General features: G+C 64.8%; 15 protein-coding genes. 11 read left to right on the forward strand and 4 right to left on the reverse strand.

Annotated features, from left to right (window positions below; all coding sequences use genetic code 11):
* The 4 genes from AC1DPX_RS34450 to AC1DPX_RS34465 all read right to left on the reverse strand — a co-directional run bounded on the left by AC1DPX_RS34450 (position 1) and on the right by AC1DPX_RS34465 (position 7,928).
* On the reverse strand, positions 1-5,697 hold the full coding sequence (locus AC1DPX_RS34450; RefSeq protein ID WP_477242421.1) for a beta strand repeat-containing protein: 5,697 nt from the start codon (positions 5,695-5,697) through the stop codon (positions 1-3).
* 199 nt (positions 5,698-5,896) lie between these two features.
* Positions 5,897-6,334 (reverse strand): helix-turn-helix domain-containing protein, encoded by a 438-nt coding sequence (locus tag AC1DPX_RS34455; protein WP_477242423.1) that lies wholly within the window; start codon positions 6,332-6,334, stop codon positions 5,897-5,899.
* A gap of 174 nt (positions 6,335-6,508) precedes the next feature.
* Positions 6,509-7,420 (reverse strand): AraC family transcriptional regulator, encoded by a 912-nt coding sequence (locus AC1DPX_RS34460; protein ID WP_477242425.1) that lies wholly within the window; start codon positions 7,418-7,420, stop codon positions 6,509-6,511.
* Positions 7,421-7,733: 313 nt separating this feature from the next.
* The gene (locus AC1DPX_RS34465) at positions 7,734-7,928 is read right to left on the reverse strand and encodes a hypothetical protein (RefSeq protein WP_202358126.1); all 195 of its coding nucleotides are present in this window, start codon (positions 7,926-7,928) and stop codon (positions 7,734-7,736) included.
* A gap of 315 nt (positions 7,929-8,243) precedes the next feature.
* Here AC1DPX_RS34465 and AC1DPX_RS34470 point away from each other — a divergent pair, with 315 nt between their 5' ends.
* The 11 genes from AC1DPX_RS34470 to AC1DPX_RS34520 all read left to right on the forward strand — a co-directional run bounded on the left by AC1DPX_RS34470 (position 8,244) and on the right by AC1DPX_RS34520 (position 21,978).
* Positions 8,244-9,707 carry a phospholipase D-like domain-containing protein gene (locus AC1DPX_RS34470; protein ID WP_477242427.1) on the forward strand — a complete coding sequence of 488 codons (1,464 nt, stop codon included), beginning with the start codon at positions 8,244-8,246 and terminating at the stop codon, positions 9,705-9,707.
* A gap of 174 nt (positions 9,708-9,881) precedes the next feature.
* Positions 9,882-10,622: an endonuclease/exonuclease/phosphatase family protein gene (locus AC1DPX_RS34475; protein WP_244730735.1), complete on the forward strand. Its 741-nt coding sequence runs from the start codon at positions 9,882-9,884 to the stop codon at positions 10,620-10,622.
* Between the two features lie 101 nt (positions 10,623-10,723).
* Positions 10,724-11,053 carry a hypothetical protein gene (locus AC1DPX_RS34480; protein WP_477242429.1) on the forward strand — a complete coding sequence of 110 codons (330 nt, stop codon included), beginning with the start codon at positions 10,724-10,726 and terminating at the stop codon, positions 11,051-11,053.
* A 154-nt stretch (positions 11,054-11,207) separates the two neighbouring features.
* Positions 11,208-11,810, forward strand: coding sequence for an ANTAR domain-containing response regulator (locus AC1DPX_RS34485; RefSeq protein WP_027045429.1), 603 nt, complete (start codon positions 11,208-11,210; stop codon positions 11,808-11,810).
* Positions 11,807-13,045: a CmpA/NrtA family ABC transporter substrate-binding protein gene (locus AC1DPX_RS34490; RefSeq protein WP_477242431.1), complete on the forward strand. Its 1,239-nt coding sequence runs from the start codon at positions 11,807-11,809 to the stop codon at positions 13,043-13,045. The genes AC1DPX_RS34485 and AC1DPX_RS34490 overlap by 4 nt, the downstream gene beginning before the upstream one ends.
* Positions 13,046-13,372: 327 nt before the next feature.
* Entirely contained in the window at positions 13,373-14,701 is a 1,329-nt protein-coding gene (locus AC1DPX_RS34495) for a CmpA/NrtA family ABC transporter substrate-binding protein (protein ID WP_477242433.1), read from the forward strand.
* 107 nt (positions 14,702-14,808) lie between these two features.
* Positions 14,809-15,699 (forward strand): nitrate ABC transporter permease, encoded by an 891-nt coding sequence (gene ntrB / locus AC1DPX_RS34500; protein ID WP_477242435.1) that lies wholly within the window; start codon positions 14,809-14,811, stop codon positions 15,697-15,699.
* A gap of 10 nt (positions 15,700-15,709) precedes the next feature.
* Positions 15,710-16,507 carry an ABC transporter ATP-binding protein gene (locus AC1DPX_RS34505; RefSeq protein ID WP_477242437.1) on the forward strand — a complete coding sequence of 266 codons (798 nt, stop codon included), beginning with the start codon at positions 15,710-15,712 and terminating at the stop codon, positions 16,505-16,507.
* A 4-nt stretch (positions 16,508-16,511) separates the two neighbouring features.
* The gene (gene nirB, locus AC1DPX_RS34510; protein WP_477242439.1) at positions 16,512-18,962 is read left to right on the forward strand and encodes a nitrite reductase large subunit NirB; all 2,451 of its coding nucleotides are present in this window, start codon (positions 16,512-16,514) and stop codon (positions 18,960-18,962) included.
* Between the two features lie 5 nt (positions 18,963-18,967).
* Positions 18,968-19,297: a nitrite reductase small subunit NirD gene (nirD, locus tag AC1DPX_RS34515; RefSeq protein ID WP_096449738.1), complete on the forward strand. Its 330-nt coding sequence runs from the start codon at positions 18,968-18,970 to the stop codon at positions 19,295-19,297.
* A 2-nt stretch (positions 19,298-19,299) separates the two neighbouring features.
* Positions 19,300-21,978, forward strand: coding sequence for a nitrate reductase (locus AC1DPX_RS34520; RefSeq protein ID WP_477242441.1), 2,679 nt, complete (start codon positions 19,300-19,302; stop codon positions 21,976-21,978).
* Positions 21,979-22,049: the final 71 nt, after the last annotated feature.

The raw sequence follows: 22,049 nt of genomic DNA on the forward strand, positions 1-22,049 counted from the left end.
TCAGTTCAAGGTGAAGCTGATACCGGCGCCGACGCCGACATGACCGCCGGCGGCCGTGCCCGACACGTTGCCGCGCATGCGGCCGTCCTCGCTCGTGTAGCCCGCGCCGAAGGCCAAGGCGCTCGAATCCCGCCAGAAGCCGCCGCCGGCCGCGACGCTGAGCTTGCCCGGACGGTCGTCGTAGCGCAGCGAGGCCGCGGCAAGGCCGATCGCCGCCGCCTGGCGGGCTTCGTCGCGTATGCCGTCGATGTCGGTATTGAGCTGGCTGAGCTTCTGGTCGGTATAGTTGTTGGCCTGCTGCAACGTCGTGGCCGCCACCTTGTCGGTGTAGGTGTTGGACGTGCTGATGGCGGTGCTCAGGCCCTGGTTCAGCTGGTTGACATTGACCGCGTCGGTGCCGGCAACACCAGGGCCGACATTGGAGATGACCACCGGCGCGTTGACGTCGCCGCCCTGCAGCGTGATGCTGTTCTTCTTGCTGCCGTCCGGATTGGTGTCATAGGTGACGGCGTTCTGGGTGAGCGATCCGAGGCCCGATTTCAAATCCTGGATCGCCGTGTTGGTGGCGTAGAGCTGCGAGCCGTTTATCGCATCGGTGCTGCCGGCGTTGATCTGTCCGGCGGCGACATTGGTGATTGTGCGCTCGGCGCCGGCACTGCCGACGCTGACGGTGCCGATCGGGGTGGTGCCGGCGAAGGTGTAGGTCTTGCCGTTGATGACGGTGCTGGAGGTGCCGACCGCGGCCTGCGTCGACGCGCCCGAACCCAGCGCCACATCATTGGCGTTGTTGGCCTTGGCGCCCTGGCCAAGCGCCACCGCGCCTTGGCCCGTGGCTGTCGAGCCATTGCCGGCGGCAAGGCTGTTGGTGCCGCTGGCCACGCTGGCCGGCCCGATCGCCACGCTGTCGGTGCCGCTGGCGGTGGAGTCGGCCAGCGTCGAATTGGCGTGGAAATACTTGATGCCGCCGCCATTGCTGATGTTGGTCAGCGCGTTGTTGACGGCCGTGAACCCGTCATAGACGGTCGAATAGTTGTTGCCCTGGATGGTGTATGTCGGGCCGGTGATAGACCCGTCGGGATTGACCGTGGTGCCGCCGCCGAACAGGTTGGCGACGTTTTGCGACACGCCCTTGAGCTGGGAGACGTTGACGGCGTCGGTATTGGCCGAGCCCGCCGCGACGTTGGTGAGCTTGCGTTCGGCTCCTGCGCCGCCGATCGACACCTCGCCGACCGAGGTCTGTGGGCCCGTCAGGCCAAAGGCCGTGTAGCCGGCCTGGGCGCCGACCGAGGTGATGGACTGAGCGCCCAGCGCCACGCTGTTGATGAAGGTGCTTTGGGCGCCGGCGCCGAGCGCCACCGACTGGATGCCGGACGCCAGCGAATTGGTGCCGAGCGCCAGGCCGTCGGCCAGCATGACATGGGCGTTCTGGCCGATGGCCGTTCCGCCGGGCGCGGTCTGGTCGACAATGGCGCCGTTGCCGATGCCGATGCCATTGTCACCGTTGACGACCGTCGTCGGGCCGACCGCGACCGACTCGGCGCCTACCGCGAGCGAGTCGCCGGCCGCCGAATTGGCATGGAAATATTTGGTCGACGTCACCGAGACCGAGGCGATCGCTCCCTGCAGCTGGCGAACCGTCACCGCGTCCTGCGCCTGCGTGCCGTCGGCGACATTGGTGATCTGCCTGTAGGACGTGGCGGTGCCGACCGACACCGCGCCGAGCAGCGTCTTGTCGGTGGTGTTGTACTGGATGAAGTTGGAAGGACCGGCCGCGATCTGGCCGGTGGCGGGCGCCACGGCCCGGTCGGACACGGAACCCGAACCAAGCGCCACACTGCCGTCGACGCTGGCCAGGGTGCCGCGGCCGAGCGCCAGCCCGCTGACGCCGGTCGCGGTCGCCTGGTAGCCGACGGCGGTGGAGCCTACCCCTTGCGCGAAGGAATCGGTTTGCGCCAGCCCGGCCTCGTTGGTGCGGGCGTAGCGGATGCCTATGCCGTTGGCGTCGGTATAGGCGGTCGAGGTGTCGCCGGCGATGTTGTTGATGGTGTTGCCAAGATTGGTGACGCCACTGCCGATGTTGGCAATATCGGTCGTGTTCTGCGTCACCTGCTGGTTGGTGGCGAACAGCTGCGAGCCGTTGACCGCGTCGGTCGAGCCGCCATTCAACTGTCCGGCCGCGACGTTCTGGATCTGGCGCTCGGCGCCAGCCGACCCCACCGAGAAGGCGCCGGCCGGCGTGGTGCCGGCGAAGGTGTAGTTCACGCCGCCGATCGTCGCGCCGCCGACCGCCGTGGTGGTCCCTGATGCGGAATTCAGGCCGATCGCTACATCGCCCGCATTGTTGGCCACGGCGTTGGGTCCGACCGCGACGGAATTCGTTCCAAGCGCCTGGGAATCCGGCAGCGCCGAATTGGCATGGAAATACTTGATGCCGCCGCCGACATTGATGTTGTTGAGCGTGGTGCCAATGGCGTCGACCGCCTGGTTGGTGGCGAAGAGCTGCGAGCCGTTGATGGCGTCGGTCGACAGCGCGCTGATCCGCCCCGCCGCCAGATTGGTGAGCGTGCGCTCCGCGCCTGGCGCGCCAATGCTGACCGTCGAGGTCGGCGTGGTGCCTTGGAAGGCATAGGTGGTGCCGTTGATGACGGCATTGGCCGTGCCGACGGCCGCAGTGGTCACCGAGCCCGAGCCCAGCGCCACGTCGCCGGAGCTCGCCGCCGCGGTGGCGCCATTGCCCAGCGCGACATTGCCCGCGAGGCCGGCGGCGCCCGCCGTGGTGCCGTTGCCCAGCGCCACGGAGCCTTGCCCGATCGCCTTGTTGTTGTTGCCGATGGCGACAGCGCCCGCCGCCATATTGGCCGCAGTGGCGGTCGCCGTGCCGTCGCTGTTGGCAATGTTGTTGGCGCCGCCGGTGAAGGCGCCGGTGCCGCTGGCGTAGCTGGGATCGCCGATCGAGACGGCGCCGTCCCCGAAAGCGGTGTTGCCGGCGCCGATCGCGGTTGCCTTGCCGCCGGCCGCGGTCGAGCCATGGCCGATGGCAATGGCATCGGCGGAATTGGCGATCGTGTCCGTGCCCATGGCGATCGCGTTGTCGGCGCTGGCATTGGCGTGCAGACCCAATGCCGTGGATGACACCCCGGATGCCGTGGATTGGAAACCCCCGGCGAAGGCGAACTGGTTGGAGGCGTTGGTGCCTCCACCTATGGCGGTACCCCCGGTGGTCGCGCTGGCATTATCGCCAAAAGCCGACGCGAAGTTGCCCAGCGCTTTTGCCCCGCTGCCGGACGCAATCGCCCGTCCACCCGACACGCTGGCACCGCTGCCGAGAGCCGTCGAGGTGGCGCCGGTCGCGGTCGAGCTATCGCCAATGGCGACGGCATCGACGGCGTTGGCAGTCGTGCTCGTGCCTATGGCGATCGCGTTGTCGGCGGTCGCATTAGCGTGCAGGCCCAATGCCGCGGACGAAACCCCGGACGCCGTGGATTGGAACCCCCCGGCGAAGGCGAACTGGTTGGAGGCGTTGGTGCCTCCGCCGATGGCGGTACCCGCAGTGGTCGCGCTGGCATTATCGCCATAAGCCGACGCGAAGTCGCCCAGGGCTTTCGCGCCGCTGCCGGACGCAATCGCGCGGCCGCCCGTCGCGCCGGCATTGGTGCCAATGGCCACAGACTGGGCGCCCGTCGCGCCATTGTTGCCATAGTTCCCGGTCGCCGTGCCGCCATCATTGATGCTGACATAATGCGACGCCGCCCCGGCGATGGCCGACTGCAATGCCTGATTGGTCGCAAACAGCTGTGAGCCGTTGATCGCATCGGTCGAATTGCCCGCGATTCGTCCTGCCGCAACATTGGTGATGGTGCGCTGATTGGTCCCGCTACCGACGCTGACGGTGCTGGTCGGCGTCGTGCCGGCGAAGCTGTAGGCCGTGCCGCCGATGGTCGTGCCGCTGGTGCCGACCGCCGCCGTGGTCACCGAGCCAGAGCCAAGCGCCACGTCGCCGGAACTCGCCGCCGCGGTGGCGCCATCGCCGAGCGCGACATTGCCCGCAAGGCCGGCGGCACCTGCCGTGGTGCCATTGCCCAGCGCCACGGAGCCCTGTCCGATGGCCTTGTTGTTGTTGCCGATGGCGACGGCGCCCGCAGCCTGGTTGGCGGCGGTGGCGGTTGCGGTACCGTCGCTGTTGGCGATGTTGTTGGCGCCGCCGGTGAAGGCACCGGTGCCGCTGGCAAAGCTCGGATCGCCGATCGAGACCGCGCCGTCGCCATAGGCGGTGTTGCCGGAACCGATTGAGACGGCCTTGCCGCCGGTCGCCACCGCATTGGTGCCCATGGCGACCGCTTCGGCGGAACTGGCCTTGGCATTGTTGCCGACGGCGATGGCGCTTGTCGCCGACGCATTGGCGCCGATACCGAGTGCCGTACTGCCAATTCCGCCAGCGTTGGCGCTGACGCCGGCAGCGAGGGAATTGTCTCCTGTCRCTTTCGCGCCAGACCCGAACGAGGAGGCGTTTGCGCCGCTGGCAGCGGCCGTGTTGCCAACCGCCGTGCTGGCGGTGCCACTCGCAACTGATGTATCGCCCATGGCGATGGCGCTCTGCGCGCTCGCATTGGCCTGCTTGCCGATCGCGCTGGCGTTCACACCGCTCGCCGTAGCGCCCAGTCCCAGCGCGGTTGCGCTGGCGGCGGTCGCCGCGGCATTGTTGCCGAGTGCGGTGGCGGACACGCCCGTGGCCTGGGATCCCGAGCCAGCCGCGACCGAGCCGATACCGCTCGACACGGCCTGGTTACCCAGCGCCAATGAGAAATCGGCCGAGGCATTGGTGCTCGAGCCGAGCGCGGTCGAGTTCAGCCCTGCCGCGTTGGCCGACTTGCCTAAGGCGACGGCACTGTCCCCGCTGGCGACGGCCGACCAGCCTCCGGCGAATGACAAGCCACCAGTGGCGGACGAACTGGTACCGACAGCGGTGGAATTCCCTCCCGAAGCAACAGAGAAGGTGCCCAAGGCGTTGGCGCCGCCCCCGGTGGCGCTAGCCTGGACGCCGAGCGCGACCGAATTAATATTGCTTGCGATCGTACCTTGGCCGAGAGCCATTGCGCCGCCTGCGCCTGTGGCCTTTGCGTCCAGGCCGAGAGCCACCGCATATTGCGCCGACGCAACGGACGAACGTCCTACCGCGATCGCGTCCGCCTGGGATGCCGTGACATCCGTCCCGATGCCGATGGCGCTCGTGGCGTTGGCGCCTGTTCCGGCGACGGTGCGCGAGCCAAGATAGATGGAGTTGATCTGGGAGGCGATCGAGCCGAAGCCGATCGCGACGGCATTCTGGGCGCCCGCGCTGGCATTGGTGCCCTCGGCGATCGAGTCGGCTCCGTTTTGCACGGCTCCGGACCCAAACGCGATACCGCGTATCCCGTTCGCCGTGCCGCCGCCGCCGAAAACCTGTGATGATGCCGGCGTGGCGATGCCGCCCAATGCAATCACAGCCAGTGCGCCTGCCAGCGCCCTGCCGATGCCGAGCATGCCGAGTCCAGATCCCTTGCGGCGCATGCCGAGCACGCGGTGCGCCATGCGCAGCACCGCCATCAGGCGGCGGCGGAGCGCGCGGGAACCGTGCTCGGCCCCGGCAATCCAATGCCTGGCGAAATGCGCCGTGCGAAGCTGAACAAACGAGCCACTCGAAATGTGATTGTCGGTCATGGTCCCTCTCCGTTCGCCAGCCGTCAGGAAATGTCTGACAAATTCCAGCACTCTCAGAAAGCCATGATTCTGGTTTGCCGTATTTCAGGAAATTGCTGTTTTGTCAGAAAAAAACGCGGCAACTTCGCCGGAGTTAACGGATAGTTACTTTAGTTAGCGCTTTGATAAGGCGAAGTAAAACAATGAAGCGATCAATATATCACCTAAGCTTCGATTTAAGCTTACCGAAGCGAGCTTGCAATGGGGTCAAACGTCGGTATTTCTTCATCACGGTAGTAAAATGGCTCTGGCTCGAAAAGCCGCTCAAATGGGCGATGTCAGCGATCGTCATGCGGCTTTCGGCAAGCAGCTTCACGGCGAAATCCAGCCGCAGATCGAGGACATATTGATGCGGCGGCACCCCGAACGTCCGCGAGAATGCCCGCACGAAGTGGTAGGATGAAAGCCCGCAAACCGCCGCCATCTCCGCGAGCGCTATCTTGCGCGTGAAGTTCTGATCGAGGAAGTCCTGCACTTTGCGGGCGCTGCTGGGGGAGAGCCCGCCTTTTACGTTCAGCGCCGGCTGTCGCATCGCCGCTTCGGCTTTCGGAGCAAAGCTGTTGATTGCCGCGCACTGCATGCCCGTGGACGATTCCACATCCCGCTTCCAAATGCTGGCTCGAAAGCGCCAAAGCGCACCGGATGGTGACTCGCGCGCAAGATGGGCTCAGTCGCGACCGACGTATTTTGCAAAACTCCGAAACCTTTGTAGGAAATTCCGGCCTTTTGATCTCTGGTCGGCAGCTGTGGCCATCTCGTCATATCAGCGCTTTCAGGTCTTGACCGAAGCATGGAAGGTCGGCGTCCTTCCCCGGTACTTCTTCATGGTTGCGGCCAGATGACTCTGATCCGAAAACCCCGCGAGGTAGGCGACTTCGGCGATTGCGAGCTCGCCGTCAACGAGTAACTTTTCCGCGAAGTCCAGGCGCAGGTTGATCAGGTAGCGATGCGGCGGCATGCCGAACGTGCTGGCGAACCTTGCTATGAAATGATTGGGGGAAACCCCCGCAACCGACGCCAGCTCGGCGACCATGACCTTTCGCACGAAGTTCTCGTCGAGATACTCGCGCACGCGTCGGGCGCCAACGGCGGACAACCCGCCCCTGGGCGATGCGGCCTGCCTGCTACGGCCGGTGTACGTGCGCAGGAGATGCACGCCGAACACGGTGAGCAGCGAGTCCAGGTAGAGCTCGTTCGGCGGCAGCTTGCCGGTCAGCTCGGCGGTGATCATCTGGGCTATGTTGAGCGCCCTCAGGTCGACCGTGCCGAACGCAGGTGGCTCGAGCTCCACGTCGGAGCGGTCGACCTCGTGCGCGGCCAAGTCCGATAGTGCTTCGGGAGAGATGGAAATGACGGCGTTTTCCCTGGTCTGCGACCAGGTGAGGCTGCTGTCGACACCCGCGGGATTGATGACGAGGCACCCAACCGGCGCGTCGTATTGCGTGATCCTGTCGCTGCCGAGCGAGGCTCTCAATTTGCGTGTCGGCCTCAGCACAATTCCCGTGGAATGTTCCATGGCCAGGAACGTCTGCGACCCGGGACCGCGGACGGAATGGATGACGCTGCCGCGCGCGGTGGCTCTTCTGGGACCGGCACTTTCTGGAATGATGTCCAGCACATATCGGGCTACCCGATCGACGCCTCGGGAAACGCCGCTTTCCCGAGCTTCGTCCGCATTGTTCATTCGCGTCGCCTCAGCCGCCTTGCCGCTGCTTGAAATCCCCTTTGCCCGAACCCGGAACCAACGTAACGCAGGCGTCTCTGCTAAGGAAGAACTCCCATGCGCAAAGAAAAATTCTTATTCGCGAAAAGACAGAAAAAATGACCGACCGAGGAAGTTGACGAGCATTCTATTCCATGGGGATGGGGTCTTCGCCATGCCCGAGTTTCGCTTGTCAGCCGTGGCGCGGCTTGCGCGAATCGATTGCTTCGTTTTGGCACCAGAATCGGCGACCGGGCAAGACGGGCGCGTCGAACCGACAGGTTACGGCCGGCGGCTACGGATCAGCGCGACGTTTCTCGTACAGATCCCAGGTGAGTTCGACAAAGGCCAGGAGGACATCGTCCCGGTTCCAGCCGGCCGCGACCGCCGCCTGGACGATTTCATGGACGAGAGGCTGCAACTGGCGCTGGCACTGGGCCGACATGTCGCCATCTCCCACGGGAGGCCCCTCGAAGTTGAATCTCATCATTCGGCGCTCCCCCCGCCCTCCAATCAAAGTGTTGCACCATTAATTTCGTTTCACCTGATATACAATGGATGTGGTACCAAAGTACAGGGAGGTTTGGATCACCAAGGCAGCACAGAACGATTCCAGACCACGCGACCTCTATGCTTTCCCTGGCGTCAAGTTGGTTTTCCCAAGCGGAAGGTCAGGGAAACTTCATCGGCTCAAACTCTGGCTGCCGATAGATTTTCTCAGTCGGGTCGCGACCATTGTCCGCCGCATGGGGGGCACGGACCGACCGCATTGCCTTCTGCAACCGCTCGCTGGATAGTCCCGGCAATGTTCGAGACCATTGCGACTTACTGGACCCAAATCCTGGCGATCATCTCGGTGGTCATGGCGACCGTCGGCATCGCCCACGCTGTCATGACCAAGGAGGACGTGCGCGCCGCCACCGGATGGGTCGGCGTGATGGTGCTGTCGCCGATCCTCGGTGTGCTGATCTATGCCGTGGCCGGCATCAACCGCATCCGCCGCGCCACGATCACCGCGCAGCGCCCGCTTGCCGGCGACGCGGCCGCCACCAAGCATGAGCGCGACATCGCCGCCGAGGAGGCGCTGATCGTCGAGCGCTATGGTCAGCGCTTCACCGGCCTGCGGACGCTGGGCGACAGGGTGGCGCGGCGCGCGCTCAACCCGGGCAATGCCATCGACGTGCTGGAGACCGGCGACGAGGCCTATGCCGCCATGTGCGCGGCAATCGACGGTGCCGAGCGCAGCGTCCTGCTCGAGACCTATATTTTCGACAATGACGCCGTCGGCCTGCTCTTCGTCGAGGCGCTGGCCGGCGCCGTCCAGCGCGGCGTCACCGTTCGGGTGCTGATCGACGCGGTCGGCGCCCGTTACTCCGTTCCCAGCATTCTGGGCCATCTGCGCCGCGCCAACATCCCCGCCGATGTCTTCAACGGCAACATCGTCATGGGCCTGCGCCTGCCCTACGCCAACCTCAGGACCCACCGGAAGATTCTTGTGGTCGACGGCACGCTTGCCTTCACCGGCGGCATGAACATCCGCAAGGGTTTTTCGGCCGAGTTCGCCGGCTCCAACAGCGCAAGGGACACGCATTTCAAGGTCACCGGGCCTGTTGTCGCCGACCTGTTCTCGGTCGCCGCCGAAGACTGGCGCTTCGCCACCAACGAAGGGCTGAAGGGTGACGCCTGGCGAATTGCCCCGCTGGCGCCGGCCCCCGGCCAGCCTATGCTGGTGCGGGCGGTCGCATCCGGGCCGGATGCCAGCAACGAGACCAACCACAAGCTGCTGATCGGCGCCTTCTCGGTCGCGCGCAAATCGATCCGCCTGATGTCGCCCTATTTCCTGCCGGACCGCGAACTGATCAGCGCCTTGATCACCGCCGCCCGGCGTGGCGTCGAGATCGATGTCGTGGTGCCGGCGGTCAACAATCTCTTCCTCGTCGACCGCGCCATGACGGCGCAATTCGACCAGATTCTGAAGAACTATTGCCGCATATGGCGCACGGAAGGCCCATTCGACCATTCCAAGCTGCTGTCGATCGACGGCGTGTGGGCCTATGTCGGCTCGTCCAACCTCGACGCCCGGTCACTGCGGTTGAACTTTGAAATCGATCTGGAGGTCCTCGATGCAGGCTTTGCCCGCGAGATCGAAGCCCGGATCGGATCGGCGATCGAAACGGCCATTCCGGTCACGCTGGACGCCTTGCGGGCCCGCCCCTTCATCATCCGGCTCTTCGACCGCATCCTGTGGCTGGGATCGCCCTACCTCTAGAAGGCTTTAACGAAACGACGTGTTTGACGGATAGTTTGGTGTCGGCCATGGAACATAAGCGCAAAGACTCTATTTGAGGTGCATGGTGAGACCAGCAGGCATGGCAGGCACAAGGTGCGGATGAACGGACGCAGCCTCCCGGCAAACATGCTTTTGTCCATTCGCGACAGGCGGATGCAGAAGGCAAACGCGGCTGCGCACAAGGCGACCGCCACCACAGGCACGCTGGTCGCCTCCTACAACGTCCACAAATGCATCGGCGTCGATCGCAAGTTCGATCCCGAGCGTACCAGCCGCGTCATCCGCGAGATCGACCCTGACGTCATCGCACTGCAGGAAGCGGACAACCGTTTCGGCGACCGTGACGGGCTTCTCGACCTGCCTCGCCTCGAGCGGGAAACCGGCCTGGTGCCGGTGCCGATTTCGGCCACCGGCAAGGGCCATGGCTGGCACGGCAATGTGCTGCTGTTCAAGAAGGGCGTCGTCCGTGACGTGCATCAGATCAGGCTTCCCGGCCTGGAACCGCGCGGTGCCGTGGTGGCGGAGATCGAATTGAACGGAAGCGAGACGCTGCGTATTATCGCCGCCCATCTCGGCCTGCTGCGCCACTCGCGCTCTCAGCAGGCCCGTGTCGTGCTCGATCTCATGAGCAGCCCGGACGAAAAGCCGACCTTGCTGCTTGGCGACCTCAACGAATGGCGGCTCGGCAACCGCTCGGCCCTCAACACGCTGCACGCGACGTTCGGGCCTCAGCCGCCGGCGGTCCCCACCTTCCCCTCGAACCTGCCGTTGCTGGCACTCGATCGGATCATGACCAATCGGCGCGGCATGATCGCAGCGGTCGAAGCCCATGACACGCCGCTTTCGCGCGTCGCCTCCGACCATCTGCCTCTCACTGCATTCGTTCGCCTGTAAGCCTGGCTTGCGTGCACGTCTTCGAAGAGCGCCGCGATTCATTTTGGAACGCTAATTCTCTCCGCGAGTTGATACGCATTGAACCCGCAGGAGGACGAGACGTGAAAAAGCTATTTCTGGCTTCCATGGTGGCATTGGCCGCAACAGCCGCTGTCATTGCGCCGACGCAGGCCGCAAGCGTGATTATCCAATCCGACGACAACAACCAATATTCACCGGACGATCAGTCCGATAGCGGCCAGATTGTCATTCGCCGCCATCACCGGCAGAATTACGACAACCAGTATGGCAACGACCAGAACGTGCAGTATGATGACAACTATAATGGCGATTATCGACGCCACCACCGCCATCACCGCTGCCATATCGAACTGGTCAAGCATTGGCGCCACCACCACAGGGTGATCGAGCAGGTTCGCGTCTGCGGTTAACCCGCCCCCTGCGCTTTGCTGCAAGACGACGTGATCTGCTTGCGAGCAGGAAGCAATCCACAGCGGTTAGTGATGATGCGGCATAGGCACGCCCTTCAAGAGGACGTGGCTATGCCGCATTGCACAATTTCGCGGCCTTGCCCACAATGCAGGCATGGTCCGATCCTCCCTAGCCGTCCTGGTGATCGATGAAAATCGCATCCGCGCCTCAATCATCGAGGCCGGCCTGCGCGAGGCCGGCCATCAGCGTGTCACCGTCATCCACGACGTGACCGGCATTGCGCGGCGGATCGCCGAAATCGAACCCGACGTCATCGTCATCGATCTCGAGAACCCCAACCGCGACATGCTCGAAAACATGTTCCAGCTGTCGCGCGCCGTGAAGCGCCCCATCGCCATGTTCGTCGACCGATCCGACCAGGCCTCGATCGAGGCCGCGGTCGATGCCGGCGTATCCGCCTATGTCGTCGACGGCCTGCGGCAAGAGCGCGTCAAGCCGATCCTCGACATGGCGGTGAGCCGCTTCAATGCTTTTTCGCGCATGGCGCGTGAACTGGAAGAGGCGCGCAGCGAGCTCGAGAGCCGCAAGGTGATCGATCGCGCCAAGGGCATACTGATGAAGTCGCGCGGCCTCTCCGAAGAGGCCGCCTATACGCTGCTGCGCAAGACGGCGATGAACCAGAACCGCAAGATCAGCGACATCGCGCAGAGCCTGGTGACCGCGGCCGGGCTGCTGGGGCCGGCGGAGGACGAATGAGCATGAGGCACCAGATCACCGCCGGCTTCATGCCGCTCTTCGACAGCGCAGTGCTGGTCGCCGCGAGCGCGCTTGGCTTCGCCGCCCGCGAAGGCATCGACCTTACGCTGCACCGCGAGACCTCCTGGGCCAACATCCGCGACCGTATCGCCATCGGCCATTTCGATCTCGCCCATATGCTGGGACCCATGCCGCTCGCCTGCAATCTCGGGCTGACGCCGCTCGCTTCCGAGACCATCGTGCCATTCTCGCTCGGGCTCGGCGGCAATTGCGTCACCATCTCCAACGCCGTCTGGGCCGGCATGGCGGCGCATGGCGCCGAAGCCGATCTCGATCCGGCACGCGCGGGCGCGGCCCTTAATGCGTTCATCCGTGAACGGGCGGTGGCAGGCCGCGAGCCGCTGCGCTTTGCCGTCGTGCATCCGCATTCCGGGCACAACTACGAACTGCGCTACTGGCTCGCCGCTTGCGGCATCGACCCGGACCGCGAAATCGAGATCGTCATCGTGCCGCCGCCTTTCATGGCCGACGCGCTCGCCACCGGGCGCATCGACGGCTACTGTGTCGGCGAGCCCTGGAACAGCGCCGCGGTCGCGGCCGGCACCGGCCATATCGTCACCGTCAAGGCGCGGATATGGCGCAACAGCCCGGAGAAGGTGATCGGCGTGCGCAAGGCCTGGGCGGACGAGAATCCCGAGGCGCTGGCGGCACTGCTGCGCGCGCTGCATCACTCCGCACGCTGGTGCCAGGACCCGGCCAACCACGCCGAATTGGCCAATGTGATGGCGCAGCCAGGCTTCCTCGGCCTGCCGCCGGCCGTGCAGATGCCGATCCTGACCGGCCATCTGCAATTGGGCGGCGGAGCGCAACTGGATATCGACGACTTCTTCCTGCCCTTCGACAAGGCGGCAAACTTTCCGTGGAAGAGCCATGCGCTTTGGTTCTACACGCAGATGGTGCGTTGGGGGCATGTGTCGCACACGCCCGACAATCTCGCCATCGCCCGGGATTGCTACCGGCCCGACCTCTACCGCTCGGCGCTGAAGCCGCTTGGCGTCGCGCTGCCTGGCGCCAATGCGAAGGTCGAAGGCGCGCTCAAGGTCGCCACTGCGGTCGGCGCGACCGGGGCTGGTCTCGTGCTCGGCCCGGACGGCTTCTTCGACGGCCAGATTTTCGATCCCGACCAGATCGAGGCGTATATCGAGCGCCAGAAATCGGCCCGCGCAGACGCCTGATCACTTTCGCGCCACTCTTGTGCATTGCACAAAAATTGTGCGTGCGGCAGCTCTAATGAACAATCTTTGGCCTGCTCGCTATTTCGCCTGACAGGCCAGCGACCGCCGCGCGTCGCTGATTTCATTGATGTTTTTCCTTTCACCGGAAACTGGCACGGTTCCTGCTTTGAAATAATCAGACCCTTCGCGGGTCACGGAACAGGCGTCCAATGGCGGGCGCCACAGGCAAAGCTGCCGCTCAGGTCAAAACGCGCTCCCGGTCTCTCGGGCGCGAGGACCTGGCCGGCGGCTTTTTTGTTTTGGAATCGCGTTCAACCGGAGACGACGATGAAGAAGACGATGAAGAACTGGATCGGGACGGGAACATCGCCCAAGGATGTGACGCGTCGCGATTTTCTGGTCAGCAGCGCCATGACGGCCGGCCTGTTCATGGCGGCCCGCAAGCTGTTTCCATCCGGCGCCTATGCCGCCACCGCCGCGCCGGAAGTTACCGGCGCCAAGCTCGGCTTCATAGCGCTGACCGATGCCGCACCGCTGATGATCGCCAAGGAGAAGGGCCTGTTCGCCAAATTCGGTATGCCCGATGTCGAGGTGCTGAAGCAGGCGTCGTGGGGGGCGACGCGCGACAATCTGATGCTCGGCGGTGCCGCCAACGGCATAGACGGCGCCCACATACTGACGCCGCTGCCTTACCTCATGCACACCGGCAAGGTGACGCAGAACAACCAGCCCATGCCGATGGCGATCGTGGCGCGGCTCAACTACGACTGCCAAGGCATTTCGGTCGCGCAGGAATATGCCGGCACCGGTGTCGGCCTCGACGCCTCCAAGCTGAAGGATGCCTTCGCGGCCAAGAAGGCGGCCGGCAAGGAAATCAAGGCCGCCATGACCTTCCCGGGCGGCACGCACGATCTGTGGCTGCGCTACTGGCTGGCCGCCGGCGGCATCGATCCCGACAAGGACGTCTCGACCATCGTCGTGCCGCCGCCGCAGATGGTGGCCAACATGAAGGTCGGCAACATGGACGTGTTCTGCGTCGGCGAACCATGGAACGAGCAGCTCGTCCACCAGGGCGTCGGCTTCACCGCCGCCACCACGGGCGAATTGTGGAAGGGCCATCCAGAAAAGGCGCTCGGCCTGCGCGCCGAATTCATCGAGAAGAACCCGAACGCAACCAAGGCGATCCTGATGGCCGTCATGGAAGCCCAGCAATGGTGCGAGGCCAAGGAAAACAAGGACGAGATGGCCGCCATCATCGGCAAGCGGCAATGGATGAACGTGCCGGTCGCCGACATCATCGGCCGCCTCAAGGGCGACATCAATTACGGCAATGGCCGCGTCGCCAACGGTACCGATCTCTCCATGAAGTTCTGGAAGGGCGGCGTTTCCTACCCCTTCAAGAGCCATGATTCCTGGTTCCTCGCCGAGAACATCCGCTGGGGCAAATTCGCGCCGACCACCGACATCAAGGCGCTGGTCGACCAGGTCAACCGCGAGGATCTGTGGCGCGAGGCGGCCAGGGATCTCGGTGTGGCGGCGGCCGACATTCCGGCCTCCTCGTCGCGCGGCACGGAAACCTTCTTCGACGGCAAGATCTTCGATCCGGCCAACCCGTCCGCCTATCTCGACAGCCTTAAGATCAAGGCGTCGGCTTAATCCAAGCGCAACGGTGCCTCTTGCGCCGTTGTCGCACACAAACGGCGCACTGCGCCGTTTGTCCCCCAGCGCCTTTCGCCAGTGCCCCCACGGAGTTTTTCCCAGACATGTCGATCCAGACTATCGAGGATATCAAGGTGAAGGCGTTCCCCGCCAAACCGGCTGAGGTGATTGCCTTCACCGCCAGGGCGCGGCGCCGCTTCGACCCGCTCGCCATCGCCGGCAAGCTGGCAAGCACGCTGGTGCCGCCGATCGTCGTCATCGCCCTGATGCTCGTCGTCTGGCAGGTCGCCTGCTCGTCGCCGACATCGAGCCTGCCGCCGCCGAGCCAGGTGTGGAACGACGCCTACGATCTGATCGCGCATCCGTTCTTCGACAATGGCCCGCAGGATATTGGCCTCGCCTGGCGGGTGCTGATCTCGCTGCAGCGCGTCGCCATCGGCTTTGGCCTGGCGGCGATCGTCGGCGTCGCGCTCGGCGCGCTGGTCGGCCAGTCGATCTGGGCGATGCGCGGCCTCGATCCGGTCTTCCAGATCCTGCGTACCGTGCCGCCGCTGGCCTGGCTGCCGCTGTCGCTGGCGGCATTCCGCGATTCCAGCCCGTCGGCCCTGTTCGTCATCTTCATCACCTCGATCTGGCCGATCATCATCAACACCGCCGTCGGCGTGCGCAACATCCCGCAGGATTACCGCAACGTCGCGCGCATCCTGCGGCTCAACCCGTTCGAGTTCTTCGTCAAGATCATGGTGCCGGCCGCCGCGCCCTACATTTTCACCGGCCTGCGCATCGGCATCGGCCTGTCCTGGCTCGCCATCGTCGCCGCCGAAATGCTGACCGGCGGCGTCGGCATCGGCTTCTTCATCTGGGACGCTTGGAACTCGTCGCGGCTGCCCGACATCATCGTCGCGCTCGCCTATATCGGCGTCACCGGCTTCTGCCTCGACCGGCTGGTCGCTGGCGTCGGCGCCTTCGTCACCCGCGGCACAACGGCAAAGTGAGGACAGCGCCATGACCGCCTATCTGAAACTCGACCATATCGACAAATCCTTCGCCCGCGGCGGCCAGGTCAGCGAGGTTCTGAGGGATATCAGGCTGACCATCGACAAGGGCGAATTCGTCTCCATCATCGGCCATTCCGGCTGCGGCAAGTCGACCTTGCTCAACCTGATCGCCGGCCTGACCAAGGTCTCCGCCGGCGCCGTGCTGCTCGAAAACAAGGAAGTCGACAGCCCCGGACCCGAACGCGCCGTGGTGTTCCAGAACCATTCGCTGCTGCCCTGGCTGACCGTCTACGAGAACATCAACCTGGCGGTCTCGAAAGTCTTCGGTCGTTCGAAGAGCAAGGCCGAGCGGCATGACTGGATCATGCGCAATCTCGACCTCGTGCAGATGGCGCATGCCAGGGACAAGCGGCCTGCCGAGATCTCCGGCGGTATGAAGCAGCGCGTCGGCATCGCCCGCGCGCTCGCCATGGAGCCGAAGATTCTGCTGCTCGACGAGCCGTTCGGCGCGCTCGACGCGCTGACGCGCGCGCATCTGCAGGACGCGGTAATGGACATCCATTCCAGGCTCGGCTCGACGACGATCATGATCACCCATGATGTCGACGAGGCGGTGCTCTTGTCCGACCGCATCGTCATGATGACCAACGGTCCGGCGGCAACCATCGGCGAGGTGCTGCCCGTGTCGCTGGCGCGGCCTCGCCGGCGCGTCGAACTCTCTTCCGACCGCACCTTCCTGCGCTGCCGCGAGGCGGTGTTGAAGTTCCTCTACGAACGCCACCGTTTCGTCGAAGCCGCGGAGTAGACCAATGAGCGAAAAACTCGTCATCATCGGCAACGGCATGGCCCCCGGGCGCATGCTGGAGCATCTCCTGGAACAAGCGCCGGGCCGTTACAGCGTCACCATCTTCAACGCCGAGCCGCGCGTCAATTACGACCGCATCATGCTGTCGCCGGTCCTCTCCGGCGAGAAGGCCTATGAGGAAATCATCATCCATGGCGACGGCTGGTACATCGCCAACAACATCACCCTCTACAAGGGCCACAAGATCGTTGCCATCGACCGGCAGGCGAAGACCGTCACCTCCGACCATGGCGTGACCGAACCCTACGACAAGCTGGTCATCGCCACCGGCTCGGTGCCTTTCATCATTCCGGTGCCGGGCCACAATCTGCCCGGCGTGCTGACCTATCGCGATCTCGACGACGTCCAGGCGATGATGCTCGCCGCCCAGTCGCGGGCCAAGGCCGTGGTCATCGGCGGCGGCCTGCTCGGGCTGGAGGCGGCGGCCGGCCTCAACGCGCAAGGCATGGACGTCACCGTGCTGCATGTCATGCCGACGCTGATGGAGCGCCAGCTCGATCCGGCCGCCGGCTATCTCCTGCAGCGCGCCGTGGAGCAACGCGGCATCAAGGTCATCACCAAGGCCAACACGCAGGCGATCACGGGCAACAACAAGGTCGAGCAGGTGGAACTCGCCGACGGCACCGTCATTCCGGCGACGCTGGTGGTCATGGCCGTCGGCATAAGGCCGAACGCGGCGCTGGCGAAAGAGGCTGGTATCGCCGTCAACAGAGGCATCGTCGTCGACGCCGGCATGCGCAGCAACGACCCCGACATCTACGCGCTCGGCGAATGCGCCGAGGTCAACGGCATGGTCTACGGGCTGGTCGCGCCACTCTACGAGATGGCGCGTGTCGCCGCCAGTCAGCTTGCCGGCAACGAAGCGGCCGCTTTCGTCCATATGGACACGCCGACCAAGCTCAAGGTCACCGGCATCGACCTGTTCTCGCTAGGCGACTTCGCCGAGGGCGAGGACCGCCAGGAGATCGTGCTGCGCGACGCCGCCGCCGGTGTCTACAAGCGGCTGGTGCTCAAGGACGACCGCATCATCGGCACCGTGCTTTACGGCGAGACGGCGGACGGCGCCTGGTTCAACGATCTCAAGAAGAAGCAGACCGACATTTCGCAAATGCGCGACACGTTGATCTTCGGCCAGTCCTACCAGGGGGGTGCCCCGCTGGACCCTATGGCGGCCGTTGCAGCCTTGCCGGATGATGCGGAAATCTGCGGCTGCAACGGCGTTTGCAAGGGAAAGATCACCGGCGCGATCACGGCCAAGGGCCTGACCTTGCTCGACGACGTGCGCGCCCACACCAAGGCGTCGGCCTCGTGCGGCTCCTGCACCGGGCTGGTCGAGAAGCTGATGGTGCTGACCCTCGGCGACACCTACAACCCGGCGGCCGTGCAACCCATGTGCTCCTGCACCACGCTCGGCCATGACGAGGTGCGCCGGCTGATCAAGGCCAAGCACCTGAAGACCATTCCCGCCGTCATGCAGGAACTGGAGTGGAAGACCTCCTGCGGCTGCGCCAAATGCCGGCCGGCGCTCAATTACTATCTCGTCTGCGACTGGCCGGACGACTACGCCGACGACTACCAGTCGCGTTTCATCAACGAGCGCGTGCACGCCAACATCCAGAAGGACGGTACCTATTCGGTGGTGCCGCGCATGTGGGGTGGCGTCACCAATGCCGCCGAACTGCGCGCCATCGCCGATGTCGTCGACAAGTTCGAGATTCCGATGGTCAAGGTTACCGGTGGCCAGCGCATCGATATGCTCGGCATCCGCAAGGAAGACCTGCCGGCGGTGTGGGCCGATCTTGGCCAGGCCGGCTTCGTCTCCGGCCACGCCTACGCCAAGGGCCTGCGCACCGTGAAGACCTGTGTCGGTTCCGACTGGTGCCGCTTCGGCACGCAGGATTCGACGGGGCTCGGCATCCGTATCGAGAAATTCATGTGGGGCTCGTGGACCCCGGCCAAGGTCAAGATGGCTGTGTCGGGTTGTCCTCGCAACTGCGCCGAGGCGACCTGCAAGGATGTCGGCGTCATCTGCGTCGATAGTGGCTACGAGATTCATTTCGCCGGCGCCGCCGGCCTCGACATCAAGGGCACGGAGGTGTTGGGCCTGGTCAAGACCGAGGACGAGGCGCTGGAGCATATCGTGGCGCTGACGCAGATGTACCGCGAGCAAGGCCGCTATCTCGAGCGTATCTACAAATGGGCCAAGCGCATCGGCATCCCCGAGATCAAGCGTCAGATCATGGACGATGCGAGCAAGCGTAAGACCTACTATGAGCGCTTCGTGTTCAGCCAAAAATTCGCCCAGGTCGACCCGTGGTCGGAACGTGTCTCCGGCAAGGACAAGCACGAGTTCCGGCCGATGGCCTCTGTCGGGTTTGCGCAGGCGGCGGAGTGATTAGTATGAACTGGATCGCCATCGGCACCATCTCCGACATCCCGCGCCGTGGCGCGCGCTGTGTCGCCACCCCGCAAGGCAAGGTCGCCGTCTTCCGCACACAGGACGATCAGGTCTATGCCATCGACGACCACTGCCCGCACAAGGGCGGGCCGCTGAGCCAGGGCATCGTCCATGGCGCGGCGGTGACCTGTCCCCTGCACAATTGGGTCATCTCGCTGGAGACAGGCAAGGCGCTCGGCGCCGACGAAGGCGTGGTGCGCACCATTCCGGTCAAGGTCGAGGGCGAGCACCTGTTCCTGGCGCTGGAAGCGCTGGCCAGCCGCGCCGCCTGACCATGGAGATCGACGCAGCACGCGAGGTGAGGACCACCTGCCCCTATTGCGGGGTGGGCTGCGGCGTGCTGGCGAAGGTCGCCGCGGATGGGCAAGTGTCCGTCCGCGGCGACCCCGACCATTCCGCGAATTTCGGCCGGCTCTGCTCCAAAGGCTCGGCGCTGGCCGAGACCATCGATCTCGAGGGCAGGCTGCTCCACCCCGAAATCCACGGCCGCCGGACAAGCTGGAACGAGGCGCTCGACCATGTCGCCTCGACCTTCTCGCAGACCATCGCCGAGCATGGGCCGGATGCGGTCGCCTTCTATGTCTCCGGCCAGTTGCTGACCGAGGACTATTACCTCGCCAACAAGCTGATGAAGGGTTTTGTCGGCTCGGCCAATATCGACACCAACTCTCGCCTCTGCATGGCCTCGTCCGTCGCCGGCCACCGCCGCGCCTTCGGCTCCGACACGGTGCCTGGAACCTATGAGGACCTGGAACTTGCCGACCTCATCGTGCTGGTCGGCTCCAACCTCGCCTGGTGCCACCCTGTGCTCTTCCAGCGCATCGCGGCGGCCCGGGAAAAGCGGCCGGAGATGAAGATCGTGCTGATCGATCCGCGCCGCACCATGACCGCTGATATCGCCGACATGCATCTGGCGATCGCACCGGATGGCGACGTCGCTCTGTTCACCGGCCTGCTCGCCTGGCTCGGCCAGCACAATGCGCTCGACCGCGCCTATATCACCGCGCACACGACCGGCTTCGGGCAAGCGCTCTTTGCTGCCTCCGCGCTCGATCTTGCCGGTGTCGCCGCTGCCACCGGCCTCAGCGAAGACGAACTTGTCCGCTTCTACAGCCTGTTTGCTGCCACCGCGAAGACGGTGACCGTCTACAGCCAGGGCGTGAACCAGTCGTCGTCCGGCACCGACAAGGTCAACGCCATCATCAACTGCCATCTCGCCACCGGCCGGATCGGCAAACCGGGAGCGGGCCCGTTCTCGGTGACCGGTCAGCCCAACGCCATGGGTGGCCGCGAGGTCGGCGGCATGGCCAACATGCTGGCCGCCCATATGGAGATCGAGAACGCCGAGCACCGCGACCGCGTGCGCCGCTTCTGGAATGCGCCTGGCATCGCGCAGAAGCCCGGCCTGAAGGCCGTCGAAATGTTTCAAGGCGTGGCCGACGGGCGCATCAAGGCGCTGTGGATCATGGCCACCAACCCGGTCGATTCGATGCCCGACGCCGATGCCGTCGAAGCGGCGATCAAGGCTTGCCCGTTCATCGTGGTATCGGACGTTCTGGCGAGCGCCGACACGGTGCGTCACGCCCATGTCCGGCTGCCCGCCACCGCCTGGGGCGAGAAGGACGGCACCGTCACCAACTCCGAGCGCCGTATCTCGCGCCAGCGGTCGTTTCTGGCGGCGCCCGGCGAAGCGCGGCCCGACTGGTGGATCATCGCCGAAGTGGCGCGGCGGATGGGGTTTGGCGAGGCGTTCGCGCATGAGACCCCGGCAGAGATTTTTGGCGAGCACGCCGCCCTGTCCGGGTTCGAGAATGATGGCGTGCGAGATTTCGATATCGGTGCGTATGCCGGGGCCGATGCTGAAAGTTATGCATCACTTGAGCCATTCCAATGGCCAGCCCCCAGCCCACGAGGCGGCACGACGGAGCACCAACCCACCCGCTTCTTCGCCAACGGCAATTTCTACACGCTCGACCGCAAAGCCCGCTTCATCGCCATCCGTCCCACCACCGAAATCCGCACCACCCCTGATTTCCCGCTCATCCTCAACACCGGCCGGATCCGCGACCACTGGCACACCATGACGCGCACCGGCAAAAGCCCGCGTCTGTCCCAGCACATCGCCGAACCCTTCGTCGAAATCCACCCCGTGGACGCGCAGCATCACGGCATTGGCGACGCCGACATCGTGCGCATATCCAGCCCGCGCGGCGACGTGCTGGTCCGCGCCCTGATCACATCTCGCCAGCGCCAGGGCAGCGTCTTCGCGCCGATGCACTGGACCGATCAGTTCGCGGCAAAAGGCCGGCTCGACGCGCTCACCACGCCGCTGACTGATCCTGTTTCCGGCCAACCGGCGCTAAAACATGTCGCGGCCCGCATCGAGAAATTTGCCGCCAAGGTCTTTGGTTTTGCCGTGACGCGGCAACGTCCGGAAGCGATCAACGCCGACTATTGGGCAGCAGCCCGCTGCAAAGGCGGCTGGCGGGTCGAACTGGCCTTTGCCGACGACACTGTCGACTGGACAGCCTTCGCCAACTCGCTCTTCAATGCCTTCTCAGCCGAAATGCTCGCCTATCACGACCGCGACGCCGGCCAGCACCGCATCGCCGCCTTCGACGGCGAGCACCTCGTGGGTGCCTTGTTCGTTGCGCCCGGCCCGGTCGCGGTGTCGCGCGGCTGGGCGGCTGAACAGTTGGAAACGCCTCATGCCAGCCAACGCGAACGCTTCAGGATCGTCGCCGGCCGCGCCGGCGCCGAACGGCCCGATGCCGGCGCCACCGTCTGCTCCTGCTTCAGCGTCGGAGCCAACCAGATCGTGGCCGCGGTGGCGGCCGGCTACACCACTGTCGAAGCCATCGGAGGCGCCCTGAAGGCCGGCACCAATTGCGGCTCTTGCCGGTCCGAGATCCGCGCCATCATCCAGGCCAACCGCGTTCAGGCGGCCGAGTGAGCAGCGCTCCCCGGGGCGTTTGAGCGGCCGGCAGGGCCGCGCCAAACCTGTCCAACTGTTAATTCGACTTG

This window comes from Mesorhizobium sp. 01N446 (assembly GCF_056399285.1).